Consider the following 25,634-nt stretch of genomic DNA (forward strand, 5'->3'; position numbering starts at 1 on the left):
TTTATCCACTCTGCAGGGATGCCGGTTTGAGCCTTCGATTGGATAAGTTGGGCGTGGTGATCGCGCTTCTGGTTGCCTATGGCACGCTCGTCGCGCCATTTGCGACCTTTCGCGCCAATCGCATCGTGCCGGGAGAGGCAAAATCGATCCTTGCGGCGCTGCCTGTGAGCGCCGGCGTTGTGCTGCTCGGCCTTATGGTTGTCGCCGCCGCAATCATCCTTCTGAAAACGCCGGCGCTGCTCAGGCTCGCTGCCGCGGCGGTTTCGCTTGGCGCGATTGCGCTTTTCATCGGCTTGACGGCGACGTATCTGACCCCGCCGGAAAACACCTATGCCCGGGTGTCGCCGGCTTCGGGTTTCTGGGTCCTGCTGTTTGCCTATGCCCTGCTCGCTGCCGATTCGATCACGCGGCTGAGGCCGAGGCCGGGCGTACGGGTCCTGTTGCTGATCGCGACCCTCGCTGGCGCCACCGCGATCCTGGTATCGGGGCTCTGGGACGGACTGTCGATCCTCAAGGAATATGCCGGCCGCGCCGACGTGTTCTGGCTGGAGGCGGGCAGGCATGTGGCGCTTGCGCTCGGCTCGCTGTTTGCCTCGGTCGTCGTCGGCCTGCCGCTCGGCATTCTCTGCCATCGCGTCGAGCCCTTGCGCGCCGGTGTGCTCAACACGCTGAACCTCATCCAGACGATCCCGTCGATCGCGCTGTTCGGCATTCTGATCGCGCCGCTCGGCTGGATTGCAGTGAATGTGCCGGGGGCCGCTGCTATCGGCATTCGCGGCATCGGTGCGGCTCCGGCCTTCGTGGCGCTGTTTCTCTATTCACTGCTGCCGGTGGTCGCCAATACCGTGGTCGGGCTTGCCGGCGTGCCGCGCGAGGCCAATGAGGCGGCACGCGGCATCGGCATGACGGACCGGCAGCGGCTTTTCGGCATCGAGCTGCCGCTCGCCATGCCGGTCATTCTCACCGGCATCCGCATCGTGCTGGTGCAGAATATCGGCCTTGCGACGATTGCGGCCCTGATTGGCGGCGGCGGCTTCGGCGTTTTCGTCTTCCAGGGGATCGGCCAGACGGCGATGGATCTGGTGCTTCTCGGCGCGGTGCCGACGGTGGTGCTCGCCTTTGCTGCAGCCATCGTGCTCGACGCCCTCATCGAAATGAACACTCCGTCGCAAAACCGAGGCAGGACCGCATGATCGAGATCGACGGCATCACCAAGCGCTACGACGGCACCGCGGTCGTCGACAATGTGACGATGACGATTGCGCCGCGCACGGTGACGGTCATCGTCGGAACCTCCGGTTCCGGCAAGACGACGCTGTTGCGCATGATCAATCGGTTGGTGGAGCCGAGCGCCGGCGCCATTCGGCTCGACGGTGACGACAACCGCTCGATGCCGGGCTACGAGCTGCGCCGCCGCATCGGCTATGCCATCCAGGGGCACGGGCTTTTTCCGCACCGCACCGTTGCGCAGAATATCGCCACCGTGCCGGTGCTGCTCGGCTGGGACAAGGCGCGCATCGATGCCAAGGTGGCGGAACTGCTGGCGTTGTTCCAGCTCGACCCGGCCATCTTCGCCGCGCGGTTTCCGCATGAGTTGTCCGGCGGGCAGCAGCAGCGGGTCGGCGTGGCGCGGGCGCTGGCGGCGGAGCCGAAGGTTCTCCTGATGGACGAGCCGTTCGGCGCGCTCGACCCGATCATCAGGGCGAAGGCGCAGGCCGATCTTCTCGACATCCAGAAACTCCTGAAGACGACGATCGTGCTGGTGACGCACGATATGGACGAGGCGTTTCATCTCGCCGACAAGATCGCCGTCATGGACAAGGGGGAACTCGTCCAATACGGCACGCCCGCCGAGCTGGTGACGAATCCGGCGACGGAGTTCGTCCAGACGCTGATCGGCGCCAGCGAGCGGCCGTTCCGGCTTTTGTCGATCGAGACGGCGGGGCAGGCGGTGGAGCCTGGCACTGCCGATGGACAGCCCGTTGACGCGGCAACCAGCCAGCGCGACGTGCTTTCCGAACTGCTGTGGACCGGCCGCGATGCGCTGCCGGTGGCGGCGGCTGACGGCACGCTCCTCGGCAAAGTGACCTTGGAAGGGCTCGCCCGGCGCGCAGCAAGGCCGCAATGAGGGCCTGGCTCCCCTCTCTCCTGCGTGCCGCTCTGCTGGCATTCCTGCTTGCGTTCCTTGTCTCGCCCGGCTGGTTCGAACCGCTCTTGAAGCCGCTGGTGCAGGACAATGCGCCGGCGATCTACAATCAGGGCAGCCTGCTGACCCTGACGCTTCTGCACCTGCGCACAGTGGCAATCGCCACGATCGCCGCCATCGTCATCGCCGTGACGCTTGCCATTCTGGTCACGCGGCCCTTCGGGGCGGAATTCCTGCCGTTGTCGCGCAGCCTGGTGAATGTCGGCCAGACATTTCCGCCGGTGGCGGTGCTGGCGCTGGCGGTGCCGGCCCTCGGTTTCGGCGAAAAGCCGACGCTGGTGGCGCTGTTTCTGTACGGCCTTCTGCCAATCTTCGAGAATACGCTGACGGGTCTGACGACCCTGCCGCCCTCGGTGATGGAGGCGGCGCGCGGCGCCGGCATGACGGATCGCCAGCGCCTCTTCAAGGTGGAAGTACCGCTGGCGATGCCGGTGATCCTTGCAGGCATTCGCCTGTCGGTGGTGATCAGCCTGGCCACCGCGACGATCGGCTCGACGGTCGCGGCCAAGACGCTCGGCGAAGTCATCATCGCCGGGCTGCAATCCAACAATATCGCCTTCGTGCTGCAGGGCGGGCTGATCGTCGGGGCGCTGGCCGTGCTGATCTATGACGGGCTGTCGGCGATTGAGGCCGCTATGGCACGGCGGGCAGGCCTTTAGATCACGCCCTTTGGTCGTCGACCATTTGGAGGGTTGTGGCCGGTGTAAAATGGCTTACAGGGGCTGGAGAAATTCGGTTTGTCTCTTAGTTTCAGCGAGAGACGGGAAACGAAGAGCGAAAGGACCCACGCAATGGCAAAGAACACCATCTGCCTATGGTATGACAAGGACGCTGAAGCTGCCGCCCGGTTCTACGCCGAAACCTTCCCCGACAGCGCAGTGGGTGCTGTCATTCGTGCGCCTGGAGACTATCCAAGCGGCAAGCAGGGAGATGTCCTGGTTGTTGAATTCACCGTCGCCGGCATTCCTTGTATCGGCTTGAACGGCGGTTCCGCGTTCAAACACAACGAAGCCTTTTCATTTCAGATCGCAACTGACGATCAGGAGGAGACCGACCGCTACTGGGACGCCATTGTCGGCAACGGCGGCCAGGAAAGTGACTGCGGCTGGTGCAAAGACAAATGGGGTGTGTCCTGGCAGATCACACCGCGCGTACTGACCGAGGCGCTTGCGGTCGGCGGTGATCAAGCGAAGCGCGCTTTTGATGCGATGATGACGATGAGGAAGATCGACGTTCGGGCGATCGAAACTGCTCTGCGTGGTTGAGGCGCCATTGCGCCGGAGCGTCCGCTTCTGGCCGCACAAGGCGGGCATTTGCCCCACCTTCAGGTCGGGCTGGTGACCCGGTCAAATCTCGCGCGTCGAGGCCGCCGTCACCGTCAGCGTCGTAAAGCCGCTGATCGCGATTGCCGCCCGCTCCGGTATCGGGATCGCGCCGCAGAGGCTGCCGGTGGTAATGATCCGGCCTTTGGCGACGGGCTCGGTCAATGCATTGGCAAAGGCGAGGAAGGGAGCCACGGGATCGCCGTTGGGATGTTTTCCGGGACCGGGGAAGACGGTGTCACCGTTGATCGTGATGACCAGCGGAGAGTCCTGGCCCGGTTCGAGCACCTCGGCGGGCAATTCTTCCCCAAGTATGTAGCCGGCATTGCCAAGGCGGTCGGCGAGAAACAGCAGCGCCGGTGCGCGGCTGCCGTCTTCGAGGCGGTGGCCGAGGAATTCGACACCGGAATAGATGCCGCTCGCGAAGCCGAGAAGTGTGTCGCGGGTAAAGGGCTCACTGCCCGGCGGCGGCAGGTCCTTGCCGAGCACGAAGCAGATTTCGACCTCCAGCGCGTCGACGGCCGGTCGCTCGAATCCGGCTGTGCCTGATTCACTCGCATGGGTGATGTGCGCCATCGGCGCCGACACGGAGCTTCCGTCCGGGCGGATAGCGACCTTGTAGCCGCCGGTCAACCAGCCGTTCAATGCCAGTGTCTCGCGCTGTACTGCAAAGGCTTCCGCCAGGGTGCCGGGTTCGATCAGCGAGGCGGAAGAAAGCCGGATTCCCTGGCGGTCAGCGTCGGACAATTGGCGGGCAAGCGTTTCGACGGCGGAACTGGCGGGCATCTCTGTCTCCTGCGGGTCTCGGCGGTGCGTCGTTCCTTTCGATCACACTCGGCATGAAAGGAAAACCCCGGAATTGTTGTTCCGGGGTTTCCTCGTCGCGCAACCGGGAGAAGAGTTACGCGGCCTGGACCTTCTTGGCGACCCGGGCCCATTCCGGGATCCACTGGCCGTGTGCGGCCAAAAGATCATCGGTCAGCGACCAGATCTGGTCGAGATCGAGTTCGGCGGCCGTATGCGGGTCCATCATTGCGGCATGGTAGAGGTGTTCGCGGTTCTCGGTCATCAGGGCGGCGACCGTCAGTTCCTGCACGTTGATGTTGGTACGGATCAGCGCCGTCAACTGCGGCGGTAGGTCGCCGATGAAGGTCGGCTGGATGCCGTTTTCATCGACGAGGCAGGGGACTTCGGCAGCGCAATTGTCCGGCAGCGACGTGATGCAGCCATTGTTGCGCAGGTTGCCGTAGATCACCGAGGGCTCGCCGGTCCAGACCGAGTTCATGATCGAGGAAGCGTATTCCTTCGATTGCGCGACCTCGATCTTCTCGGCCGTGCGGTAGGCGGCCGCCTCGCCCTTCCATCTCTCGACCTGCTCGATGCAGCGCTTGGGATATTCATCGAGCGGAATGCCGAATTTTTCGATCAGGTCCTCGCGGCCTTCCTTGATGAAATAAGGTGTGTATTCGGCGAAGTGCTCCGAGCTTTCAGTGACGAAATAGCCGAGCCGGGTTAGCATCTCGTAGCGCACCTTGTTGGGGCAGCGCGGGTTCCAGGTCGGCTTCGGCGCCCGGCCTTCGCGGTAGCCGCGCACGAGATCCGGATAGAGGTCGCGGTAGGAACCATCCGGCTGGCGATGCTCGAACTTCAGGTAGAAGGCCATGTGGTTGATGCCGGCCGAGCGGTAACGGATTTCCTCATAGGGAATGTCTAGGTCGTGGGCCAGTTCCATCGCCGTGCCCTGCACCGAGTGGCAGAGGCCCACCTGTTTGATCCTCGGGTATTTCTCGGCGATCGCCCAGGTGTTGATCGCCATCGGGTTGACGTATTGCAAAAGGATCGCCTCGGGGCAGACCTGCATCATGTCTTCGCAGATCTTCCAGAGATGCGGCACGGTGCGCAGGCCGCGCATGATGCCGCCGACGCCGAGCGTGTCGGCGATCGTCTGGCGCAGGCCGTATTTCTTCGGCACTTCGAAATCGGTAACGGTACAGGGCTCATAGCCGCCGATCTGGAAGGCGACGACGACGAAATCGGCACCGTCGAGAGCTTTGCGCTGGTTGGAATGCAACTCGATGGTTGCCTTTGCACCGAGCGTCGAGATCAGTTTCCTGACGACGATCTCGCTTTCTTCAAGCCGCTGCGCGTTGATGTCCATCAGCGCGATCTTCGCGCCGGAAAGCGCCGGACGCTGCAGAACGTCGCCGATGATGTTCTTCATGAAGACGGTCGAGCCGGCGCCGATGAAGGTGATTTTGGGTTGTCTCGCCATGGAATAAGCCTCTTGTCTAGCGATTATGCTGCCACTTCGAAGGCGGCTCTGACGAGCCGTTCGGTGTAGGCGGTCTTGGGATGGGATAGAACGTCTTCAACCGGCCCCTCTTCAACGATCTTGCCGTGCTGCATCACCACCACTCGGTGGCAGAGTGCGCGCACGACCTTCAGATCGTGGGAGATGAAAAGGTAGCTCAGCCCCTTATCGTCCTGCAGCTTGCGCAGCAGTTCGATGATCTGCGCCTGCACCGAAAGATCGAGCGCCGAGGTCGGCTCGTCGAGCAGGATGAATTCCGGTTCGAGTGCGATCGCGCGGGCGATCGCGATGCGCTGGCGCTGGCCGCCGGAGAATTCATGCGGGAAGCGCGACAGGATGTTGTTCGGCAGGCCGGCATTGTTCAGCGCTTCCTTCACCCGCTCCAGCCGCTCGCTGCGGGTTGCGCCGAGCCTGTTGACGATCAGGCCTTCCTCGATGATCTGGCCGACCGACATGCGCGGATTGAGCGACGAGAACGGGTCCTGGAAAACGATCTGCATGCGCGAGCGCAGCGGCCGCATCTCGTCGCGGGTCTTGTCCTGGATCGGCTGGCCGTCGAACAGGATCTCGCCGCCTTCCGCCTTCAGAAGCTTGACCAGCGCCTGGCCGAACGTCGTCTTTCCCGAGCCGGATTCGCCGACGAGGCCAAGCGTCTCGTGGCGGTGAAGCTTGATGCTGAGGCTGTCCACCGCAACGAGCTCCTTCAGCTGCGGCCTGAAGAAGCCGCCGGCCTTCAGCATGAAGGAAACGCGGACGTTTCGCCCTTCGAGGATGGCGGCGGAATCGACCGGCAGCGGGTTGGCATTGCCCCTCGGTTCGGAATTGAGCAGGTGGCGGGTATAGGGATGCTGCGGGTTCTGGAACAGCGCCGTTGTGGTGTTGTGTTCCTTCACCTCGCCGTTCTGCATGACATAGACATAGTCCGAGAACTGGCGCACCACGGTCAGGTCGTGGGTGATCAGGATCACCGCCATGCCGAGCGTCTTCTGCAGGTCGCGGATGAGGTTGAGGATCTGCGCCTGCACGGTAACGTCGAGCGCAGTCGTCGGCTCGTCGGCGATCAGGACATCCGGGCTGTTGGCGAGCGCCATGGCGATCATGATGCGCTGGCGCTGGCCACCCGAGAGTTGGTGCGGATACTGGTTGAGGCGGGATTCCGGATCGGGAATTTGCACCTGGCGCAGCAGCTCCAGCGTCCGCTCCCTGGCCTGGCTGCGGCTCATCTTCTGGTGCACCCGGATCGCCTCGATGATCTGGGCGCCGATGGTATAGACCGGATTTAGCGAGCTCATCGGCTCCTGGAAGATCATCGAGATGCGGTCGCCGCGCAGTGCCCGCCGCTGGCGATCGGAAAATTTCAGGACGTTCCTGCCGTCATAGGCGATACTGGAGCGATCCGACACGGTGGCGCGCTTGGTCAGCAGGCCCATGATGGTGCGCGCCGTCACCGATTTTCCCGAGCCGGATTCCCCGACGACGGCGATCGTCTCACCGCGGTAGAGCTGGAAGGAGACGTCCTTGACGGCATCGACCATGCCATGCTCGACCTTGAATTTCACGCCCACATGGCGGGCGTCGATGATGGGGGTGCCGACGGCAGCGGCGTGATCGTGCCGTTGTTCGGGCGCCAAAGTGCTGATGTCCACGAGTGCCATGGGTCGTCTCCTCAGTATGGGTCGACGGCGTCGCGCAGGCCATCGCCAAGCGCATTGAACGCAAAGACGGTGACGAGCACGAAGGCCACGGGGGAAAGGATCCAGGGATAGGATCCGATGACGGAATAGGTCGAGGTGTCCTGCAGCATCAGCCCCCAGGAGATCAGCGGCGGCTTTACCGCAAAGCCGAGGAAGCCGAGGAAGGATTCAAGCAGCACGACGCTCGGGATCGCCAACGTTACCGAGACGATCACATGGCTCATGACGTTGGGGAAGATATGCTGGAAGATGATGCGCCGATCTGTGGCGCCGATCGCCATCGCCGCGCGGACATAGTCGATCCGAGCCAGGGCCAGGGTCTTGCCGCGCACTTCGCGCGACATCTGCGCCCAGCCGAGTGCCGACATCACGACGATGACGAAGGCGAGGAAGACGTTTGTCGGCGCCGTTACCGGGATCAACGAGGTCAGCGCCAGGTAGAGCGGCAATTGCGGGAAGGCGAGCACGAGTTCGACGAAGCGCTGCATCCAGTTATCGAAGCGGCCGCCGAAATAGCCCGACACCATGCCGATGGTGGTGCCGACGACAGTGACGATGAAGACCACCGTCAACGCGATCATCAGAGAGACGCGCGAGCCGTAGAAGATGCGTGACAGCACATCGCGGCCGAACTTGTCGGTGCCGAGGAAATTGACCGGCGTGCCATCGACGGCGCCGAAGAAGTGCCGGTCGGTGGGGATCAGGCCGAGCAGCCGGTAGCTGAAACCCTTGACGAAAAAGCCGAGGTCTTTCGGGTTGGCGTAGTCTGGACCGATGATCGGCTGGAAGGTGATCGGGTCAAGCTCGGTGCCCTCGCCGACCTGGTAGGTGCGCGGCCAGACGAGATTGCCCTCCTGATCGGTGATGCTGATCGTCTGCGGCGGCGCAAAGCCAACGCCTGTCAGCTTCGGATCGACGGGTGAAAAGAACTCGGCGAAGATCGTCATGATCATCAGGAGGCAAACGAGGATCAGCCCGATCATGCCGGTCCAGGACCGCTTCAGGCGGCGCCAGACGAGGGCGCGATACGTTTCGTTGCCGTGATGCGGTGCCGCCACGGGCACGATGATGGTGTTTTCAACGTCGGCTTTCATGCGTGCGCACCTCCAAGGCGAACCCGAGGATCGAGCATGGCCAAAAGCATGTCGGCGATGATGTTGCCGACGATGAGTGTTGCCGACAGGACCAGCATGAAGGTGGCGGTGACATAGACGTCGCCCACCCACATCGAGCCGACGATGGCAGGGCCGACGGTTGGCAGGGCAAAGATGATCGCCGTCTCGATCTCGCCGGTCAGCATGTAAGGCAGCACGACGCCCTGGTACATCACCAGCGGATGCAGCGCGTTCGGGACGGCGTGGCGCAGGATGACGGCGCGTTCGGAGAGGCCCTTGGCCCGCGCGGTTTCGACATACTGGGCGTTCAGCGTATCGAGCAGATTGCCGCGCATCACCCGCATATTGTAGGCGAGGCCGCCGAAGGTGGCGATGGCGATCACCGGCCAGACGTGCTTCAGGAGATCGACGAACTTGTCCCAGGACCAGGGCGCGCCGCCGTAGCGGGCCGAGTGGAAACTGTTGATCTCGGTGACGTTGAAATGGAACACCATGATGTAGACGATGATCAGCGCCATCAGGAAGCGCGGCACCGTCATGCCGAGGAACGAAATGCCGGATAGCAGGCTATCGACCCAGGAATATTGCCGGGTGGCGGCGAGAATACCGAAGGTGATGCCGATCACCGAGGCGAGGATATGGCAGACAAGGGCCAGCGCCAGCGTGCGGGGCAGGCGTTCGCCGACAACCTCGGCCACCGGCTTGTTGTAGAACAGGCTATGGCCGAAATCGCCGCGCGTGACGATGCCCGTGACCCAGTTGACGTATTGCACGGGCAGCGGCTTATCGAGGCCGTTGGCGATCCTGTAGGCCTGTGCCTGGGCATCGGCTTCCTCGAAGGAGGCGCCGCCCTGGTTGATCATTTGCGAGCGGATGTAGTCGCTGTAGTCGCCCGGCGGCGCCTGGATGATCGCGAAGGTCACGACGCTCAGCACGAAGAGCACGGGAATGGCGGATGCGATGCGCACAAGCAGAAATCGGAACATGGCTGTTGGGTTCTCTTGTGTGTTCGGGGGTCTGCTCCGGCCGCGATCGGCGGCCGGAGCGTGTTTCGGGACAGATCAGTTGATCGGGCCGTTTTCGCCCGGCTTGCCCGGAAGCTGCTGCGAGAACAGTTCGTAGTCTCCCTGCTTGTCGGCGGCGACGAAGACCCGTTCGCGGACGATCGTATCCTCGGCCCAGTTGAACATGAAGATCGGGGCGCCGACCGGAATGTTCGAGAAGCGCTTGTTGATGATCAGCGCGCCCGGATATTCCGTGAGGCCGACCGAATCGACATTCTCAGTTGCGACCTTTTGGTACTGTTTCATCAGTTCGGTACGCTCGGTGTTGTCGTTCGAGGCGATGAACTTGTTGACGATGTCCACGAGTTCCTTCTCATAGGGCAGCAGGTCGACCGTGCCGTCCGTGCCGGCACGATGATGCCAGCTGGTGCGAGGCCCCGTCGGAGCGAGCTGGGTGGTGTTCTGCACCACCGATGTCAGCTCCGGATCGTTGCGCCGGATCGTCCAGTCGAACTGGCCGGCATAGTGGGCATTGTCCTTCTTGGTGCCGTCGAGCGCATTGAGCGTCACTTTCAAGCCGAGATGCTCCATCTGGCCGATCACGCCCTCCGCAAGGTTGCGGTCGGTGCCGTAGTCGCCATTGCTCAAGAGTACGATCTGAACATCCTGACCGCCTTCCGTTCCGGCTGGGAAGTTCACGAAACCGTTGCCGTCCGTGTCCTTCAGGCCGGCCTTTTCGAGAAGCGCCTTTGCGCCTTCGAGATCGAAGGGATAGTAAACGGTCGACTGGCGGTCGTAGAAACTCGTGCCTGACGACAGGCCACCGGGATAGATCGCAGTGAACGGACCCTTGACCAGTGCTTCCCCGATCTTCTTGCGGTCGAGTGCCATGGTGACCGCCTTGCGGAAGTCCTCGTTGCGGTTCAACTCCCGTACGGCCTTGCCGCGCGAGTCGGGCTCGCCCCAACCGTTGGCGGAGAGATTCATGCGCAGATTGTAGCCGATCAGGCGGGCGCCGAAGGCAAGGCGTGCCGGTGCCGCGTCGGACGCGGCGCGCTTGAGCGATTCAACGAAGTTTTCCGGCTGCTCGAGGTTGGAGAAGTCACCGGAACCGGCAATCGCCTGCACGTCGCGGTCTGCCCAGGTCGACAGCTTGTAGTGCATCTCGTTGAGATAGGGCAGCTGGTGGCCTTGCTCGTCGACCTTCCAGTAATAGGGATTGCGGCGCAGCACGATGATGTCGTCCGGCCGATAGGAGACCGGGACCCAGGCGCCCATGACGGGAATGTTCATGTACTCCGCCGGAAAGCCGTTCTTGTACTCGTCGTACGTCACCTCCTTGTTGTACTTGGGATGCTTGGTCTTCAGAATATGGGCCGGACCGGGGCAGAACGTGCCGTAGGCCATGGCATAGAGATACTGGCGCGGGAAGGCTTCCTTGAACGTCCATTCGACGGTGTTGGCGTCAATGGCTTTCAGCGTCGTGCCTTCGCCGAATGTTTCGGGGGTTGCTCCATTGAGCGGCGATACATTGGGATCGACGACATTGTCCTCCCAGTAGAACATCAGGTCTTCGGAGGAGAAGGGGACGCCATCGGACCATTTCGCGCCTTCGATCAGGTGCATGGTTAGCTTGTGGCCGTCTTCCGACCAATCCCAGCTCTTGGCCAGGTTGGGCAGCGGCTCGACGTCGCTCGCCTCGACCTGATAAAGCGGAGCAGTTCGGGTCAGGCATTCGGACATGCCGATATCGATGCCGCCCCAGCCTTGAGTCTGGCCGGCCGAATAGTTCCAGCCTTCCGGGCGGCCGCCGATCACGTGGCGCATCGTGTCGCCATAGACGCCGATCCCGTCGGGCATGTTGCCGGTCTTGAATACCATCGGCTCCTTCGGCAGCCGCTCGGCCACCGGCGGCAGCTTGCCGGTCTTGACGAATTTCTCGGTCACCCAGTCGGGCTCGCGATATTCCGGCAGCGCCTTGAACTCGACGATCGAATCGCGCGGCACATAGGTGATCTTGCCCTGCGCCGGGAATGGTGGCTGCTCGGGCACCACGGTCGGCTCGGAAGCCCAGGCCGTTACGGCGAATGCCGACACGCCCAAGAGAAGGGCGGTGGTCGTCTTCAGATGGCGAAAGCGTTTCATTGTCGTTGTTTCTCCCTCATGCTTCGGCCTGCCCGGTATGGGCGGCTCTCCTCCTACCAGCACCCGACGGGACGGCGTCATGCCGCCTGCCGGAAGAGAGCGGGCAACGGATTGCCCACTCCCAGACCTGTCTCCTCCTCAGGAAAACGGGCCTCGCATATTTCGCTGAAGCCGTTCAGCTTGCCGCTTTCAGCCTGGTTGCTTCCTTTTCGGCGCGCAGCTCATCGACCGAACGGACTTCGCGGCGGGCGACACCGTTCCATTCGCGGGTCTTGACGGTTGCCTTGCTCAGGCGCTCCTTGGCGGCCGGGACGGCATGGGCATATTGCGGCAGCCACTGCGCCTGGGCGACGACCATTTCGTCGACCATCTGCCAGACCTCCTCCGGGGTGCAGATCGCGCCGACCAGCGGATCGTGAAGCACGGCCAGTTTCAGAAGATCGATATCGCCGGTGATGGCGGCATGGACAGACATGCGCTGGACATTGATGGATGAAATGCAGGTGGCGGCGCAGGCTTCCGGAAGCGTAATGCCGGCGACCATGTTGATGCCGAAGCGATCGACGAAGCCGGGAGATTCGATGACCGCGTCCGATGGCAGGTTGGTGATGACGCCGTTGTTCCTGACGTTGAAGTGGCCGCGATAGACGCGCCCGGTTTCCAGCGCTTCAAGGATGTGGCTGGCATGCTCATTGGAGCGGCGGGCCGGATCGATCGGCTTTTCGGCATCTTTGAGGAACTGCGGAAATTCGGTTTCGAACCAGTTCCGGGTCTCGGTCGAATAGCGGAGGTAGCCGCCGGTTTCGCCGTGGATCCAGTCGGACATGTCGATCCAGCGGGTAATTTCCTCCGGCCGTTTGCGGTACCAGGGCAGGTATTCCGACAGGTGGCCGTTGCTTTCGGTGGAATAGACGCCGAAACGCTTCAGAACGTCGATTCTGAGCTTTTCCTGCTGCGAGAAGACCGGATGCGCCTCGAAAGCGGCGACGAGTTCGTCCTTGCCTATTCTGCGGCCCTTGAGACGCACATCGACGAACCAGGTCTGGTGGTTGATGCCCGAGCAGATGTAGTCGAGTTCGCCATCCTTGGCGCCGAGAATCTCGGCGATCTGTTCGCCACCGTGCTGGACGCCATGGCAAAGACCGATCGTATCGACCTTGCCATATTCAAGCGCCGCCCAGGTGTTCATCGCCATCGGGTTTGCGTAGTTGAGGAACTTCGCGCCGGGTTCGGCGAGTTCGCGGATATCCTTGCAGAAATCGAGGATCACCGGGATGTTGCGCTGGCCATAGAGAATGCCGCCGGCGCAGATCGTATCACCGACGCACTGGTCGACGCCGTATTTCAACGGGATGCGGATATCGTCCGCGTAAGCGGCGAGGCCACCGACGCGCACGCAGGAGATGATATAGCGCGCACCGGCGATTGCCTCGCGACGGTCGGTCGAGGCGGTCACCCTGGTGGGCAGTTTGTTGGCCTCAACGATCTTGTCGAGGATCGACTTGATCATGCCCAGATTGTGCTCGCTGACGTCCGTGAGCGCGACCTCGACATCGCGGAATTCCGGCACGCAGAGAATGTCGGTGAAGAGTTTCTTGGTGAAGCCGACACTGCCGGCGCCAATAATGGCAATCTTGAAGCTGCTCATGCTGTCCTCGTCGCTGGTCATTCGGCCGGGAAAAACGGACAGGGTAAAATCAATGCACGGGGAAATGAGGCGCTCTGGCGCTCTTATCCTCCCAGTTCTCCCTGCCGATGCCGCTCCAACCCGGTCATCTTGCTTTGTTGAGGTGCATTATGCGTATAATATCCGACGTCGCCAGAGAGGTATTGTGCTTTCATGGGTAATTCTGTGCTGAAACAGTTGATCGAGAATGGCCCGGTCATGCGGACGGTTTCGCTGCCCCGCGGCCGTCATAGCCTGCACACCATGCCGACCAGCACGGGATACGAGATCCGCACCGATCCGAGCTATGACTGGGACGGCCGAAAACGTGGCCAGACTCCGTTCACCGTGCTGCAGCACACGATCGCGGGCGCAGGCAATCTTCGCTACGAGAGCCGCAACTACCGGGTTCGCGAGGGTGAGACATTGCTCGTGCTCGTGCCGCACAACCACCGCTACTGGCTCGAACAGAACGGTCGCTGGGAATTCTTCTGGATATCGATGAATGGCGAGGAGGCGCTGCGCATCCACAAGGCCATCCTGTCGATAACCGGGCCGATCCTCACGCTGAAGCCGGAGACGATCGAGCACCTGGCAGATTGCAGCCTGCGGCTCATCTCGGGCGGTGCCGACGCCCCGGGCAGTGCCTCGGCCATCGCCTACGAGGCGGCGATGGCGCTTTATGACGACGTCTTCGGCGCACATCCGGTGTTCAGCCAGGAATACCGCACGATGCAGCACGTCATCGATCACATCATGGCCAATCTCGAGCATCCGCTTCCGGTCGAGAAGCTGGCGGACGTTTCCGGCCTCAGTCGGGCGCACTTCTCCCGGGTCTTTGCCGCCAGCGAGGGCATGCCGCCGGCCGAATTCGTGCTGCGCAAGCGGCTGCAGCGGGCGACCAAGCTTCTGACGAAGGCCGCGGACCTGTCGGTGAAGGAAGTGGCGATCATGTCCGGCTTCGAGGATCCGAACTACTTCGCCAAGGTGTTCAGGCGCTACTTCGGCGCGAGCCCGACGGAGTTCCGCACCACCGGCATGTATTCCAGCGTTGCCACCAACGCCCGGAATGGGTCGGCCTCATCGGCAGCGCAGCCGGAATGAGGCCGGGAAATGAACGGGAAGGTCAGTAGAAAAGGTGCCAGGGCGTGAGAAACGCGCGGCTCAGTTCCTGATCGCGTTGCTGCTCGATGTCGATGGCTTCCTCCCGGTCCTTGCGCGCCGATATTTCGACGCGAACAGTCTTTTCCGGCTTGGCCGGCGGCGTCAGGTAACCGAGTGTCATTCCACCGTGATAAAACATTCGTTCTCCGCTGTTCCCTTGGATTTGTTAACGGCTGTTAACACAATCCTGCCACAATTGAGGAGGCTGTCAATAGTCTATGAAAATCGTGCCTTATTGCCGAAGGCTGCATTTCGGCAGCACATCACTCTCGCAAAATCCCGCGCCTGCCGGAAAATAATAAAATCTATAAATTTTATGAAGAGTGAAAAATCGATCCGGCGTCGAGGGCATGCGCGGGCGTTCTTTGCTTGAGAAAACCGGGCTTTCCGTGCGTAAATACCCTGCAGGAAACGGCAAAAGAGTGGACGCGCATGAACCTTGCCTTGCGAAATTCGATCGACCCGGTAGTCAACAAACGGGAACAGCCCTTCGAGCATGTGGCTGATCAGGACGCGCTGAAAGCAGCCATGCGGCGGATGTCGGGCGGCGTATCCGTCATCACCGCCGGGGTCGGTGACGAGCGCACGGGCGCGACCGTAACGTCGGCGACTGCCCTTTCGGTCGATCCGCCGACGATGATCGTCAATATCAACCGCGGCTCTTCCAGCTGGCCGGTGATCAGCCGCTACGGCCATTTCTGCGTCAACATCCTCTCTGCCGAGCAGCAGGCGGTTGCCGACCGCTTCGCCGGCAAGGGTGGACTGAAAGGCGCCGAGCGGTATGACGGGGCCGAATGGTTCACGCTTGCCAGCGGCGCCTCCGTGCTGCGCGGCGCGCTGGCCGGCATCGACTGCGAGGTCGACGAGGTGATCGAGCGGCACAGCCACGCCATCATTCTCGGCCGTGTCGTCTCGATCGTTGCCGGCGACGGTCACTCGCTCGTCTACAGCAATGGCCGTTACGGCCGGTTTTCTTTCTGAACAGGGGCGATTGTCCTCGTCGGATATGCTCAGGCGGCGCGCGTTTCGTGGCGGCCTTCTTCGATTTCCTCGATGATCTTGTTGACGAAGGGCTGAAGATCGCCCGGGTTGCGGGAGGTGATGATGCCCTTGTCGGTGACGACGGGCTCATCCGACCAGTGGGCCCCCGCATTTTTCATGTCTGTCTTGATGGAAGCATAGGAAGTTGCGTTGCGGCCGCGCACGGCATCCGCCTCGATCAGCAGCCACGGCGCATGGCAGATGGCCGCCACCACCTTGCCGGATCTCACGAATTCGCGGACGACGCGCATGGCGTCCTCCTCAAGGCGCAAGATGTCCGGATTGATCTGACCACCGGGCAGGACAAGCGCATCGAAATCATCAATGTTCACGTCCTTGGCCAGCAGATCGACATCGACGGTGTCGCCCCAGTTCTTGTTGTCCCAGCTCTTGATCGGTTCCTTCTTGACGGATGCGACCTTCACCTGCGCGCCACGCTTTTTCAGCTCGTCCAACGGCACGCGCAGTTCCGAACGCTCATAGCCATGCGTCGCGAGGATGAGGATTTTCGATTTGTCGATGAAAGGCATTTCGCCGGCTCCTTCTGAAATCATAAGGGAGGGTTCGTGCTTACAACGGGCGCGTCCGGCAATCGTTCCAGGGTTTGTGAATTTCCCGGTCCGGTGAAAGGGCGGGTAGGGCGTGGAAGACCGTCAGATCAGCTCCGGAATCTCGCCGGGCTGAATTGTTGCGGGTCGAGTGCCTGCACCTCGAAGCCTTCCGGTTGCGCGCCGCCGGTGAGGAGGCTTGCCGCCAAGGCGCCAAGGGCCGGTGAGGTCAGGATGCCGTAGCCGCCCTGGCCGGCCAGCCAGAAGAAATCCGGGCGATCGGCAGCAGGGCCGACAACCGGCAGCCTGTCGGGTGAAAAGCTGCGCATGCCGGCCCAGCTCTTGGCGACGCGGCGGACCGGGATGATGGTCGCTTCCTCGACGTAATGCGCGGCCCAGGCGATGTCGATCTCCTCCGGTTGCACGTCGCTCGGTTCACACGGGGTTGCGTCGGCCGGCGAAGCCAAAAGCCGGCCGGCATCGGGCTTCATGTAGAAATCCTCGTCGATCTCGTTGATGGCCGGCAGGCACGATGTGTCGATCCCTTCGGGCAGGTCGACGGTAATGGCCGTGCGGCGGTGCGGGACGATACCGAGCGCCTTCACGCCGAAGATCTCCGCCATCGGATCGGCCCAGCCGCCCGCCGCGTCAACGGCGATCCTTGCCCGCACGGTGCCCGACGAGGTCTCGATCACCCAGGCGCTCCCGTCATGGCGCGCGGAAACGACATCGTGGCGCTCGCGGATTTCCGCACCGCAGCGCCGCGCGCCTTTGACATAGCCTTGCAGCAGGCTTTCGACCTCGATGTCCCAGAAGTTCGGATCGTAGAAGGCGGCGGCCGCATAACCGGGTTTCAGGATCGGCGCCCGCTGCAGCAATTCCTCCTCTTCAAGCGGTTCGAGTTCCGGCGTGAAGGCAAGGCCGGCGCGAAAAACCTCTGCCAGCCGCGCGGCCTTTTGCGCGTTGGCGACCATGACGCCACCGCGCTGCGTCAGGAGCGGGATGTCGGAGAAGCCATCCGGCGGATTGTCGAAGAAGTCCTTGGCGATCGTTGCCAGCGCACAGACCTCATCCGCGTTGTAGCGCAGCACCAATTCGGCGGCAGAGCGGCCGGTGCTGTGATAGCCGAGCGCCGTTTCGCGCTCCAGAACAACGACCGAACGGTGCGGGCTGAGGAAATAGGCGAGCGACAAGCCGGCAATGCCGCCGCCGATGATCGCCACGTCGAAAGTCTGCATTGGATGTGCTCCGCCCCTTGATCGGCGCAGCTATCCGGAAGCGTTCTCTGCCGGCTGTTATTTCGCGCCTCGTGGTGCGAAGACCTTATGGGTGTGGTCACCGCCGTTCAAATTTATAGTGGCAAAGGTGGCTATAAAATTCATTGATGCTATGCGCTGTGATCCAGCGGCTCGACGTCCTCGACATATTTGAGAAAGGCCGCCTCGGCCGGGTTGAGGATGGCATTGGGATTCGAAATGCGGAAAACATCCGTCGTCGGCAGCCGATCGTAGGGCGGCAACTGCCAGAGTTCGCCGGCCGCCAGTCCCGCCGCTGCCAAGTGGTTCGGCAGCATGCCGATGCCGATATTGGCGACGATCAAGCGCACGACCTCCTCGACATTGCTGGAGACGGCACGAACCTGCTGGCCGAAGGAGCCGATGGCGCGCACGGCCGTCACCGCGTTCATATGCTGTCCGCCGAGAATATCGGCGGTGAAGGCGACATAGGGATCGCCGCGCAGGCAGTCGAGCGTCGCGCCCTTGACGCCGAACAGCCTGTGGCCGCGTCCGCAATAGAGGGCATATTGCTCGCGGATGTGGAGAGCCTTGGCGAGACCGTCGGGGATATTGCCGTCGCAGAGGCCCATGGTCGCGATGCTGCGCTCCACCGATCTGATGACGCTGACGGTGGTCTCGATCGTAATGCTGATCGTCACCTTCGGATGCAGCCGAAAGAAACCTTCGAGATGCCGGTCCCAGGCGGGGTTGTGCGCATGGCTGACCGAATGGATGCTGACATGGCCCGTCACGTCCTCGCCTGCGGTTTCGAGGGTGTTGGGCAGCCGGACAACGGCGGCGAAGATATCGCGACATTGGCGATGCAGTCTTTCGCCGGCTTCGGTGAGGTCGAAACGCCCGGGGCGACGGTCGATCAGCTTCTGGCCGACGGTCTGTTCCAGTCGTTTCAGCGCCATGCTGACGGCAGGCTGTTGCAGGAGCAGCCGGTTGGCCGCTGCCGTGATGCTGCCCTCCTCGACCAGCACGACGAAGGTGCGCAAGAGATTCCAGTCGAGGTTATGAGCGAAGCGTTCCAGGCGATTGTCAGGCATGGCTTGTCCAGCACGGTGGTTCATCGACGATAGCCCCGTAATCCGGGACGGCAAGGCCGGCGGCATTCCGGCAGCGCATGAGGCAGTGCGGCATTTTCGTTTGTATCGTTCCGTCTGGCTTGCCATAACCGTTTCAAGAAGGAAAGCGAAGGGAGGACGGCATGGCTAGACAGGAATTCCAATGGGATGATCCCTTTCTGCTGGAGGAGCAGCTTTCCGAAGACGAGCGGATGATCCGCGATACGGCGCGCGCCTACGCCCAGGAAAAGCTGCAGCCGCGCGTGATCGAGGCCTATCGCAATGAAGCGACCGATCCTTCGATCTTCCGCGAGATGGGCGAACTCGGCCTGCTCGGCGTCACCGTGCCGGATACCTATGGCGGCGTCGGTGCCTCCTATGTCGCCTACGGCCTGGTTGCCCGCGAAGTCGAACGGGTCGATTCCGGTTATCGCTCGATGATGAGCGTGCAGTCCTCTCTGGTGATCTATCCGATCCACGCCTATGGCTCCGAGGCACAGCGCCAAAAGTATCTGCCGAAGCTGATCAGCGGCGAATGGATCGGTTGCTTCGGCCTGACCGAGCCGGATGCCGGTTCCGATCCGGGCGGCATGAAGACGCGGGCGGTGAAGACCGAGGGCGGTTACCGGCTCATTGGCTCGAAGATGTGGATCTCCAACGCACCGATCGCCGACGTCTTCGTCGTCTGGGCGAAATCCGAGGCGCATGGCAATGCCATTCGCGGCTTCGTGCTGGAAAAGGGCACGAAGGGACTGAGTGCGCCGAAGATTGGCGGCAAGCTGTCGCTGCGCGCCTCGATCACCGGCGAAATCGTGCTCGACAATGTCGAGGTCGGCGAGGACGCGCTGCTGCCGGAGGTCGAGGGGCTGAAAGGGCCGTTCGGCTGCCTCAATCGCGCCCGCTACGGCATTTCCTGGGGCGTGCTCGGCTCGGCGGAATTCTGCTGGCATGCGGCGCGGCAATATGGCCTCGACCGCAAGCAGTTCGGCCGGCCGCTGGCGCAGACGCAGCTTTTCCAGAAGAAGCTTGCCGACATGCAGACGGAAATCGCCCTTGGACTTCAGGCGTCGCTGCGGGTTGGCCAGTTGATGGATGCCGGCCGCATGGCGCCGGAGATGATCTCGATCGTCAAGCGCAACAATTGCGGCAAGGCGCTGGATATCGCCCGCGCGGCCCGCGACATGCATGGCGGTAACGGCATTTCCGAGGAGTATCAGGTGATGCGCCACATGGTGAACCTGGAAACGGTCAATACCTATGAAGGCACCCACGACGTGCATGCCCTGATCCTCGGCCGCGCCCAGACCGGGCTGCAGGCCTTCTTCTGAGTGCCGTGATGGAAACGCCGCTCAAGGGACTGAAGGTTCTCGAACTCGCCCGCATCCTCGCCGGGCCGTGGATCGGCCAGACCCTCGCCGATCTCGGCGCCGACGTCATCAAGGTGGAAAGCCCGGCCGGCGATGATACCCGTACCTGGGGGCCGCCCTTCGTCGAGGGCGATGGCGGCGACCATCTGGATGCCGCCTATTTCCACGCCTGCAACCGCGGCAAGCGGTCGGTCGTCCTCGACTTCACCACCGAGGAGGGGCAGGAGGCGGTGCGCCGCCTGGCAGCGCAATCGGATGTGCTTCTGGAGAATTTCAAGGTCGGCGGCCTTTCGAAATACGGTCTCGACTATGAAAGCCTGAAGAAGATCAACCCGCGGCTGATCTACTGTTCGGTCACCGGCTTCGGCCAGGACGGGCCCTATGCGCACCGCGCCGGCTACGACTTCATCATCCAGGGGATGAGCGGCATCATGGACCTGACCGGTGATCCGCAAGGGGAGCCGCAGAAGATCGGTGTCGCCTTTGCCGATATCTTCACCGGGCTCTACGGCGTCATTGCCGTCCAGGCGGCGCTTCACATGCGCGAGCGGACCGGTGTTGGCCAGCAGATCGACATGGCGCTGTTCGACAGCATGACCGGCGTGCTGGCCAACCAGGCACTGAATTTCCTCGTCTCCGGAAAATCGCCCCGCCGCCTCGGCAATGCGCATCCGAACATCGCGCCCTATCAGGTCTTCCCGGTCTCCGACGGTCACCTGATCGTCGCCGTCGGCAACGACCGGCAATTCGTCAAGTTCTGCCAGCTGCTGGGGGTGGATGAACTGGCGACCGATCAGCGGTACCTGACCAATGCGACCCGCGTAAAGCACCGCGACACGTTGACGCCGGAGCTCGCGGCGCGGACGGCAACGTTCAGCCGCGATGACCTGCTTGCGAAGCTCGAAGCGGCCGGTGTTCCCGGCGGGCCGATCAATACCGTGTCGGATGTCTTTTCCGATCCGCAGATCATCCATCGCGGGATGCGGATCGACACCCCGCACACCGGAGCCGCCTCGGGAACGGCGCCGGGCGTGCGTACGCCCATCACGTTTTCAGCGGCAGACCTCGCGCTGGATCACGGCGCTCCACGGCTGGGCGAGCATACGCAGGAGGTCCTGGCAGAGATCGGGATGCGGCCGGACGCATTCAACTAGGGATTGTTCGGTGGTAGACTGCGTCTCTTTTTGGGGATTGGCTTATGCGGATTACAGTCGTTCTGGACGATGAAATATTTGCCATGGCGCAGGCCTACACAGGATTTGCGAAGAAATCGGCGGTCATCTGGCACGCGTTGAAATCACTCATACAGCATGAAGCCTCAACGAGGTTGGCGGAGCTTGGCGGCAGCCAACCGGATGTGGAATATATTCCGAGGCGACGCCCCTGGACCGACGAGGACACTTGATTGTGACCACCCCAAATGTGCGGCCGCCTCAAATATTCCCCATGCAGAGATACTTCATCTCCAGATAATCCTCCGCGCCATGGCGGGAGCCTTCGCGGCCGATGCCGGATTGCTTGAGGCCGCCGAAAGGGGCGGCTTCGGAAGACATGCGACCGGTATTGATGCCGATCATGCCGTATTCCAGCGCTTCGGCCACACGCCAGACCTTTTTCAGTTCGGTTGCGTAGAAATAGGCGGCAAGACCGTAGATCGTGTCGTTGGCCTGCAGGATGACGTCTTCCATCGTCTCGAAGCGGATGATCGGCGCCACAGGCCCGAAGGTTTCGTCGCAGGCGACCAGCATGCTCTTGTCGACATTGGAAAGCACGGTCGGCTCGAAGAAGGCGCCGGAGACGCGCTTTCCGCCGCACAGAAGCAATGCACCCTTCGCGGTCGCATCGTTCACATGCGCCTCGACCTTCTCGATCGCCCGGTCGTCGATCAGCGGGCCGATCGCGACGCCGGACGAAAAGCCGTCGCCAACCGAAAGCTTGCCGACCTGCGCCGCCAGCTTGCGGGCAAATTCGTCATGAACGCCGCTCTGCACGTAGATCCGGTTCGCCGAGGTGCAGGTCTGGCCGGCATTGCGATATTTCGCCTGGATGGCGCCGTCGACGGCGGCATCGATATCCGCGTCGTCGAAGACGATGAAGGGCGCGCTGCCGCCGAGCTCGAGGCTGATTTTCTTGATCTGGTCGGAGCATTGCCGCATCAGGATGCGGCCGACCTCTGTCGAGCCGGTGAAGCTGATCTTGCGCACCCTGGGATTGGCGCAGAGTTCGCGGCCGATCGCGTCGCCTTGCGAAGCGAGGATGAGGTTGAAGACGCCCTTCGGAAAACCGGCGCGGATCGCCAGCGCGTGCATGGCAAGCGCAATGAGCGGCGTCTGTTCGGCGGGCTTGAGAATGACCGTGCAGCCGACGGCAAGCGCCGGCGATATCTTGCGCGCGACCATCGAGGCCGGAAAGTTCCAGGGCGTGATCGTGCCGACGACCCCGACTGGCTGCTTGATCACCAGCATGCGGCGGTCGGTCGAGGGGGCGGGAATAGTCTCGCCGTAGATGCGCTTGGCTTCTTCAGCATACCATTCGATATAGGCGGCCGCGTGCTGCAGTTCGGAACGGGATTCGGGCAGCGGCTTGCCCATTTCCGCGGTCAGGATTGCGGAGAGATCATCGAGATGGGCAATGACGAGATCATGCCAGCGGCGAAGAATCGCGCTACGGTCGCCGGCCGGGCGTTCCGCCCAGGGAAACTGTGCCGCATAGGCCGCATCGATCGCGGTTCGTGTTTCCGCCACGCCCATATCGGGCAAGGTCGCGAGCAGCGCGCCGTTGGACGGATTATGCACGTCGAAGGTCTTTGTCGTGGCCGCTCCGGCCGCGCCGACCAGCCCGAGCAGATGCGGCTCCTTCACATGGGCGATCAGCGTCTCGGTAAAGATCATCGGTGGTTCTTTCTGGCGGTCCACCCATCAAGGGCGCGGGGCGGCATATGTCGTCGCGGGACGATGCCGATAGCCGATAAACGCGGCTTGGTCCACCGGGCAGCGGCAGAACGGCTGCCCGATGGGATTTTCACTAATGTCCGGGTCAGGCTCGCGCTGCCATGATCGACGCTTCGAGGATGTCGAGCGCCTCGGCGAAGACATCGTCCTGGATGGTGATGGGCGCGAGGAAACGGATGACATTGCCGTGGACGCCGCAGGTCAAGAGGATCAGTCCCTTTTCCAGGGCGATCAGGCGCACCCGGTTGGCGAAATCCGCGCTCGGGAGGTTGGTCTTCACGTCGTTGAACTCGACGGCGTTCATGAAGCCCGGGCCGCGGATGTCGACGATTTCCGGGGCTTGTTCGCGGATGGCGGCGAGGCGCTGCTTGAGGCGGCTGCCGAGCTGCTCGGCGCGCTCGCAGAGCTTTTCGTCCTCGATCACATCGAGAACGGCGTGCGCGGCCGCAATGCCGATCGGATTGCCGCCATAGGTGCCGCCGAGCCCGCCCGGTGCGGGCGCATCCATGATTTCCGCGCGGCCGGTGACCGCAGCAAGCGGAAAGCCGCCGGCAAGGCTCTTTGCCATGGTCATCAGGTCGGGCGCCACGTCATGGTGCTCCATGGCAAACAGCTTGCCGGTGCGGGCAAAGCCGGTCTGCACTTCGTCGGCGATCAGGAGAATGCCGTGCTGGTCGCAGATCTCGCGGAGGGCGCGCATGAAGGCTGCGGGCGCTGGATAGAACCCGCCTTCGCCCTGGACAGGCTCGAGGATGATGGCGGCGACGCGGCCCGGATCGACATCGGCGGCGAACAGCTTCTTCAGGGCGGCAATCGACTGCTCGACGCTGACGCCGTGCAGCTCGATCGGGAAGGGGGCGTGGAAGACATCGCCGGGCATTGCGCCGAAGCCGACCTTGTAGGGCACGACCTTGCCGGTCAGCGCCATGCCCATGAAGGTGCGGCCATGGAAGCCGCCGCCAAAGGCGATGATGGCCTGGCGGCCTGTCGCGGCGCGGGCGATCTTGACGGCATTTTCGACGGCTTCCGCACCGGTGGTGACGAAAATCGTCTTCTTGGCGAAATTGCCGGGGGTCAGCGTGTTCAGGCGCTCGGCGAGGTGAACGTAGCTCTCGTAGGGTACGACCTGATGGCAGGTATGGGTGAAGCGGTCGATCTGCGCCTTGACGGCCTCGACGATGCGGGGATGACGGTGGCCGGTGTTGACCACGGCGATGCCGGCGGCAAAATCGATATAGCGATTGCCTTCCTTGTCCCAGATTTCGGAATTTTCCGCCCGGTCCGCGTAAATCTGCGTGGTCATGCCTACGCCGCGGGAAATGGCTGCATTCTTGCGATCGGTCAAACTGGTCACGGTCGTCATCCTGAGGTGAGAGGAATAATTTGCAAATCCTACATTTTTTCTGTAAGTTTGCAAATTAAATATGGTGATCACAAATACACCGTTTGTGATGCTTTTTCTTGTCACCCGGCGGCATGTGTGGCTACATTGATGCTTGGAGCATTGGACGGATATTTTTCTGATAGTTCGAACACTTAGAATTTTCGCAATGATGGCCGAGTGGCCTGTTTTCGGGGTTCGCGCCGCATCAGTGTAACGCGTAGCAATAGGAGAATGATGCCGATGACTGCTGATGCCATTATCCGTGCCCGCATCGATTCCGCAACGAAGCAGAAGGCGATTGCGGCGCTGGACGCCATGGGCCTTTCGGTTTCCGACGCAATTCGTCTCCTGATGCTGCGCATTGCCGAGGAAAAGCGCCTGCCGTTCGAACTTAAGGTGCCGAATGGCGATCCGGTGCAGGCCGGCGAGCGCGGCTCTCGCCATCTGGACAGCGGCGAAGATCTGTTTCGCGATCTGGAACATTGACGGCATGAGAATTCCCAGTGGTGGCCCATGAGCGACGCCATCCCCGTTCGATACAAGGTGGCGGAGGCGGCCCGGCTTGCCGGCGTCTCGGCCTCGACTTTGCGGCTCTGGGAGACGCAGGGGCTGGTGGTGCCGGAGCGCTCCGCCACCGGACACCGGCAATATAGCGAGAGCGACGTCGCCCAGCTGAAGCGCGTCTCCTGGTTCCGCGCCGAGCGTGGCCTCAATCCGGCAGCCATTCGCGAAGCGCTCGAGGCGGAAGCCGGCGAGACCGATGACGCCAGCGCCGCCGCAGATGCCAATCCGGCATCGCAGGTGGGACGCAAGCTCAGGAGCCTGCGTCACGCGGCGGGCAAAACGCTCGAGCAGGTGGCCGGCGATATCGGCATTGCGGCCTCGGTGCTCTCGACGCTGGAGCGCACCTCACAGGGTGTGTCCGTCGCCGTGCTGCACAATCTTGCCGAATATTTCGGAACGACGGTCTCCAGCCTTTCCGGCGAGGACGAGCCTGAGGTCCGGGCGCTGGTCCGCGCCGGCGAATGGCGAACCTGGCCGCGCACAACGCCGGGCGTGACGGTTCAGCTTCTCGCCGAAGGTCGCAACCAGATGGATTGCCATCGTTTCGTGCTCGAACCCGGAGCTTCCAGCGAAGGCGCCTACAAGCATGAAGGCGAGGAGTTTGTCTATGTGCTATCGGGACGGGTGGAGTTCGTGCTCGATTCCGATCAGTTCCATGACCTGAACGCCGGCGATTCACTGTATTTCGACAGCCGGCGGCATCACGCCTGGTCGAACCGGCACGACGGCGAGACGGTGCTGTTGTGGATCAACACGCCGCCGACATTCTAACGCGTCTTCCTCGCGTAACACGCAATACCATCAT

At 62.3% G+C, this 25,634-nt stretch carries 24 protein-coding genes; 11 read left to right on the top strand and 13 right to left on the bottom strand.

Going from position 1 to position 25,634, the window contains the following annotated elements:
- Nucleotides 1-26: 26 nt before the first annotated feature.
- The 4 genes from A3AY_RS0125360 to A3AY_RS0125375 all read left to right on the top strand — a co-directional run bounded on the left by A3AY_RS0125360 (nucleotide 27) and on the right by A3AY_RS0125375 (nucleotide 3,471).
- A complete protein-coding gene (locus A3AY_RS0125360; protein WP_026203813.1) occupies nucleotides 27-1,193 on the top strand; it encodes an ABC transporter permease in 1,167 nt (388 codons plus the stop codon).
- On the top strand, nucleotides 1,190-2,128 hold the full coding sequence (locus A3AY_RS0125365) for an ABC transporter ATP-binding protein (RefSeq protein WP_018328486.1): 939 nt from the start codon (nucleotides 1,190-1,192) through the stop codon (nucleotides 2,126-2,128). The genes A3AY_RS0125360 and A3AY_RS0125365 overlap by 4 nt, the downstream gene beginning before the upstream one ends.
- On the top strand, nucleotides 2,125-2,865 hold the full coding sequence (locus A3AY_RS0125370; protein WP_018328487.1) for an ABC transporter permease: 741 nt from the start codon (nucleotides 2,125-2,127) through the stop codon (nucleotides 2,863-2,865). Before A3AY_RS0125365 ends, A3AY_RS0125370 begins: the two co-directional genes overlap by 4 nt.
- A 132-nt stretch (nucleotides 2,866-2,997) precedes the next feature.
- Complete coding sequence (locus A3AY_RS0125375; protein WP_018328488.1) at nucleotides 2,998-3,471, top strand: VOC family protein; 474 nt, start codon at nucleotides 2,998-3,000, stop codon at nucleotides 3,469-3,471.
- An 81-nt stretch (nucleotides 3,472-3,552) separates the two neighbouring features.
- Here A3AY_RS0125375 and A3AY_RS36115 read toward each other — a convergent pair whose 3' ends face one another.
- The 7 genes from A3AY_RS36115 to melA (A3AY_RS0125410) all read right to left on the bottom strand — a co-directional run bounded on the left by A3AY_RS36115 (nucleotide 3,553) and on the right by melA (A3AY_RS0125410) (nucleotide 13,445).
- Entirely contained in the window at nucleotides 3,553-4,314 is a 762-nt protein-coding gene (locus tag A3AY_RS36115; protein WP_018328489.1) for a hypothetical protein, read from the bottom strand.
- A gap of 115 nt (nucleotides 4,315-4,429) precedes the next feature.
- The gene (gene melA / locus A3AY_RS0125385) at nucleotides 4,430-5,800 is read right to left on the bottom strand and encodes an alpha-glucosidase/alpha-galactosidase (RefSeq protein ID WP_018328490.1); all 1,371 of its coding nucleotides are present in this window, start codon (nucleotides 5,798-5,800) and stop codon (nucleotides 4,430-4,432) included.
- Between the two features lie 23 nt (nucleotides 5,801-5,823).
- Nucleotides 5,824-7,494 carry an ABC transporter ATP-binding protein gene (locus A3AY_RS0125390; RefSeq protein ID WP_018328491.1) on the bottom strand — a complete coding sequence of 557 codons (1,671 nt, stop codon included), beginning with the start codon at nucleotides 7,492-7,494 and terminating at the stop codon, nucleotides 5,824-5,826.
- A gap of 11 nt (nucleotides 7,495-7,505) precedes the next feature.
- The gene (locus A3AY_RS0125395) at nucleotides 7,506-8,627 is read right to left on the bottom strand and encodes an ABC transporter permease (RefSeq protein WP_018328492.1); all 1,122 of its coding nucleotides are present in this window, start codon (nucleotides 8,625-8,627) and stop codon (nucleotides 7,506-7,508) included.
- A complete protein-coding gene (locus A3AY_RS0125400; RefSeq protein ID WP_018328493.1) occupies nucleotides 8,624-9,634 on the bottom strand; it encodes an ABC transporter permease in 1,011 nt (336 codons plus the stop codon). Before A3AY_RS0125400 ends, A3AY_RS0125395 begins: the two co-directional genes overlap by 4 nt.
- A 75-nt stretch (nucleotides 9,635-9,709) precedes the next feature.
- On the bottom strand, nucleotides 9,710-11,797 hold the full coding sequence (locus tag A3AY_RS0125405) for an ABC transporter substrate-binding protein (protein WP_018328494.1): 2,088 nt from the start codon (nucleotides 11,795-11,797) through the stop codon (nucleotides 9,710-9,712).
- Nucleotides 11,798-11,972: 175 nt separating this feature from the next.
- Entirely contained in the window at nucleotides 11,973-13,445 is a 1,473-nt protein-coding gene (gene melA, locus A3AY_RS0125410; protein ID WP_026203814.1) for an alpha-glucosidase/alpha-galactosidase, read from the bottom strand.
- Between the two features lie 192 nt (nucleotides 13,446-13,637).
- Between melA (A3AY_RS0125410) and A3AY_RS0125415 the strand changes: the two genes are divergently transcribed.
- Nucleotides 13,638-14,567, top strand: a complete 930-nt coding sequence (locus A3AY_RS0125415) for an AraC family transcriptional regulator (protein WP_026203815.1) — start codon at nucleotides 13,638-13,640, stop codon at nucleotides 14,565-14,567.
- A gap of 22 nt (nucleotides 14,568-14,589) precedes the next feature.
- On the opposite strand, the gene A3AY_RS39870 is transcribed toward A3AY_RS0125415, so the two are convergent.
- Complete coding sequence (locus A3AY_RS39870) at nucleotides 14,590-14,766, bottom strand: hypothetical protein (protein WP_018328497.1); 177 nt, start codon at nucleotides 14,764-14,766, stop codon at nucleotides 14,590-14,592.
- A gap of 293 nt (nucleotides 14,767-15,059) precedes the next feature.
- Between A3AY_RS39870 and A3AY_RS0125425 the strand changes: the two genes are divergently transcribed.
- Nucleotides 15,060-15,608, top strand: a complete 549-nt coding sequence (locus tag A3AY_RS0125425) for a flavin reductase family protein (RefSeq protein ID WP_018328498.1) — start codon at nucleotides 15,060-15,062, stop codon at nucleotides 15,606-15,608.
- Between the two features lie 29 nt (nucleotides 15,609-15,637).
- Here A3AY_RS0125425 and A3AY_RS0125430 read toward each other — a convergent pair whose 3' ends face one another.
- The 3 genes from A3AY_RS0125430 to A3AY_RS0125440 form a co-directional block, all read right to left on the bottom strand.
- On the bottom strand, nucleotides 15,638-16,198 hold the full coding sequence (locus A3AY_RS0125430) for a DJ-1/PfpI/YhbO family deglycase/protease (RefSeq protein ID WP_026203816.1): 561 nt from the start codon (nucleotides 16,196-16,198) through the stop codon (nucleotides 15,638-15,640).
- Between the two features lie 128 nt (nucleotides 16,199-16,326).
- Nucleotides 16,327-17,454 carry an NAD(P)/FAD-dependent oxidoreductase gene (locus A3AY_RS0125435; protein WP_018328500.1) on the bottom strand — a complete coding sequence of 376 codons (1,128 nt, stop codon included), beginning with the start codon at nucleotides 17,452-17,454 and terminating at the stop codon, nucleotides 16,327-16,329.
- 149 nt (nucleotides 17,455-17,603) lie between these two features.
- A complete protein-coding gene (locus A3AY_RS0125440) occupies nucleotides 17,604-18,545 on the bottom strand; it encodes a LysR family transcriptional regulator (protein WP_018328501.1) in 942 nt (313 codons plus the stop codon).
- Nucleotides 18,546-18,706: 161 nt separating this feature from the next.
- Here A3AY_RS0125440 and A3AY_RS0125445 point away from each other — a divergent pair, with 161 nt between their 5' ends.
- The 3 genes from A3AY_RS0125445 to A3AY_RS0125455 are packed head-to-tail and all read left to right on the top strand — an operon-like array spanning nucleotide 18,707 to nucleotide 21,335.
- A complete protein-coding gene (locus A3AY_RS0125445; protein WP_018328502.1) occupies nucleotides 18,707-19,891 on the top strand; it encodes an acyl-CoA dehydrogenase in 1,185 nt (394 codons plus the stop codon).
- 8 nt (nucleotides 19,892-19,899) lie between these two features.
- Complete coding sequence (locus A3AY_RS0125450; protein ID WP_018328503.1) at nucleotides 19,900-21,084, top strand: CaiB/BaiF CoA transferase family protein; 1,185 nt, start codon at nucleotides 19,900-19,902, stop codon at nucleotides 21,082-21,084.
- Between the two features lie 44 nt (nucleotides 21,085-21,128).
- Nucleotides 21,129-21,335 (top strand): type II toxin-antitoxin system VapB family antitoxin, encoded by a 207-nt coding sequence (locus A3AY_RS0125455; protein WP_018328504.1) that lies wholly within the window; start codon nucleotides 21,129-21,131, stop codon nucleotides 21,333-21,335.
- A gap of 28 nt (nucleotides 21,336-21,363) precedes the next feature.
- Here the strand turns inward: A3AY_RS0125455 and A3AY_RS0125460 are convergent, their stop codons facing one another.
- Both A3AY_RS0125460 and A3AY_RS0125465 read right to left on the bottom strand, forming a co-directional pair.
- On the bottom strand, nucleotides 21,364-22,821 hold the full coding sequence (locus A3AY_RS0125460; RefSeq protein ID WP_018328505.1) for an NAD-dependent succinate-semialdehyde dehydrogenase: 1,458 nt from the start codon (nucleotides 22,819-22,821) through the stop codon (nucleotides 21,364-21,366).
- A 145-nt stretch (nucleotides 22,822-22,966) separates the two neighbouring features.
- Nucleotides 22,967-24,235 carry a 4-aminobutyrate--2-oxoglutarate transaminase gene (locus A3AY_RS0125465; RefSeq protein ID WP_026203817.1) on the bottom strand — a complete coding sequence of 423 codons (1,269 nt, stop codon included), beginning with the start codon at nucleotides 24,233-24,235 and terminating at the stop codon, nucleotides 22,967-22,969.
- A 270-nt stretch (nucleotides 24,236-24,505) separates the two neighbouring features.
- Between A3AY_RS0125465 and A3AY_RS0125470 the strand changes: the two genes are divergently transcribed.
- Both A3AY_RS0125470 and A3AY_RS0125475 read left to right on the top strand, forming a co-directional pair.
- Nucleotides 24,506-24,751, top strand: a complete 246-nt coding sequence (locus tag A3AY_RS0125470; protein ID WP_026203818.1) for a type II toxin-antitoxin system RelB/DinJ family antitoxin — start codon at nucleotides 24,506-24,508, stop codon at nucleotides 24,749-24,751.
- Nucleotides 24,752-24,778: 27 nt separating this feature from the next.
- A complete protein-coding gene (locus tag A3AY_RS0125475; RefSeq protein ID WP_018328508.1) occupies nucleotides 24,779-25,600 on the top strand; it encodes a MerR family transcriptional regulator in 822 nt (273 codons plus the stop codon).
- Nucleotides 25,601-25,634: the final 34 nt, after the last annotated feature.

Source organism: Rhizobium giardinii bv. giardinii H152 (genome assembly GCF_000379605.1).
Classification (GTDB): Bacteria; Pseudomonadota; Alphaproteobacteria; order Rhizobiales; family Rhizobiaceae; genus Pararhizobium; species Pararhizobium giardinii.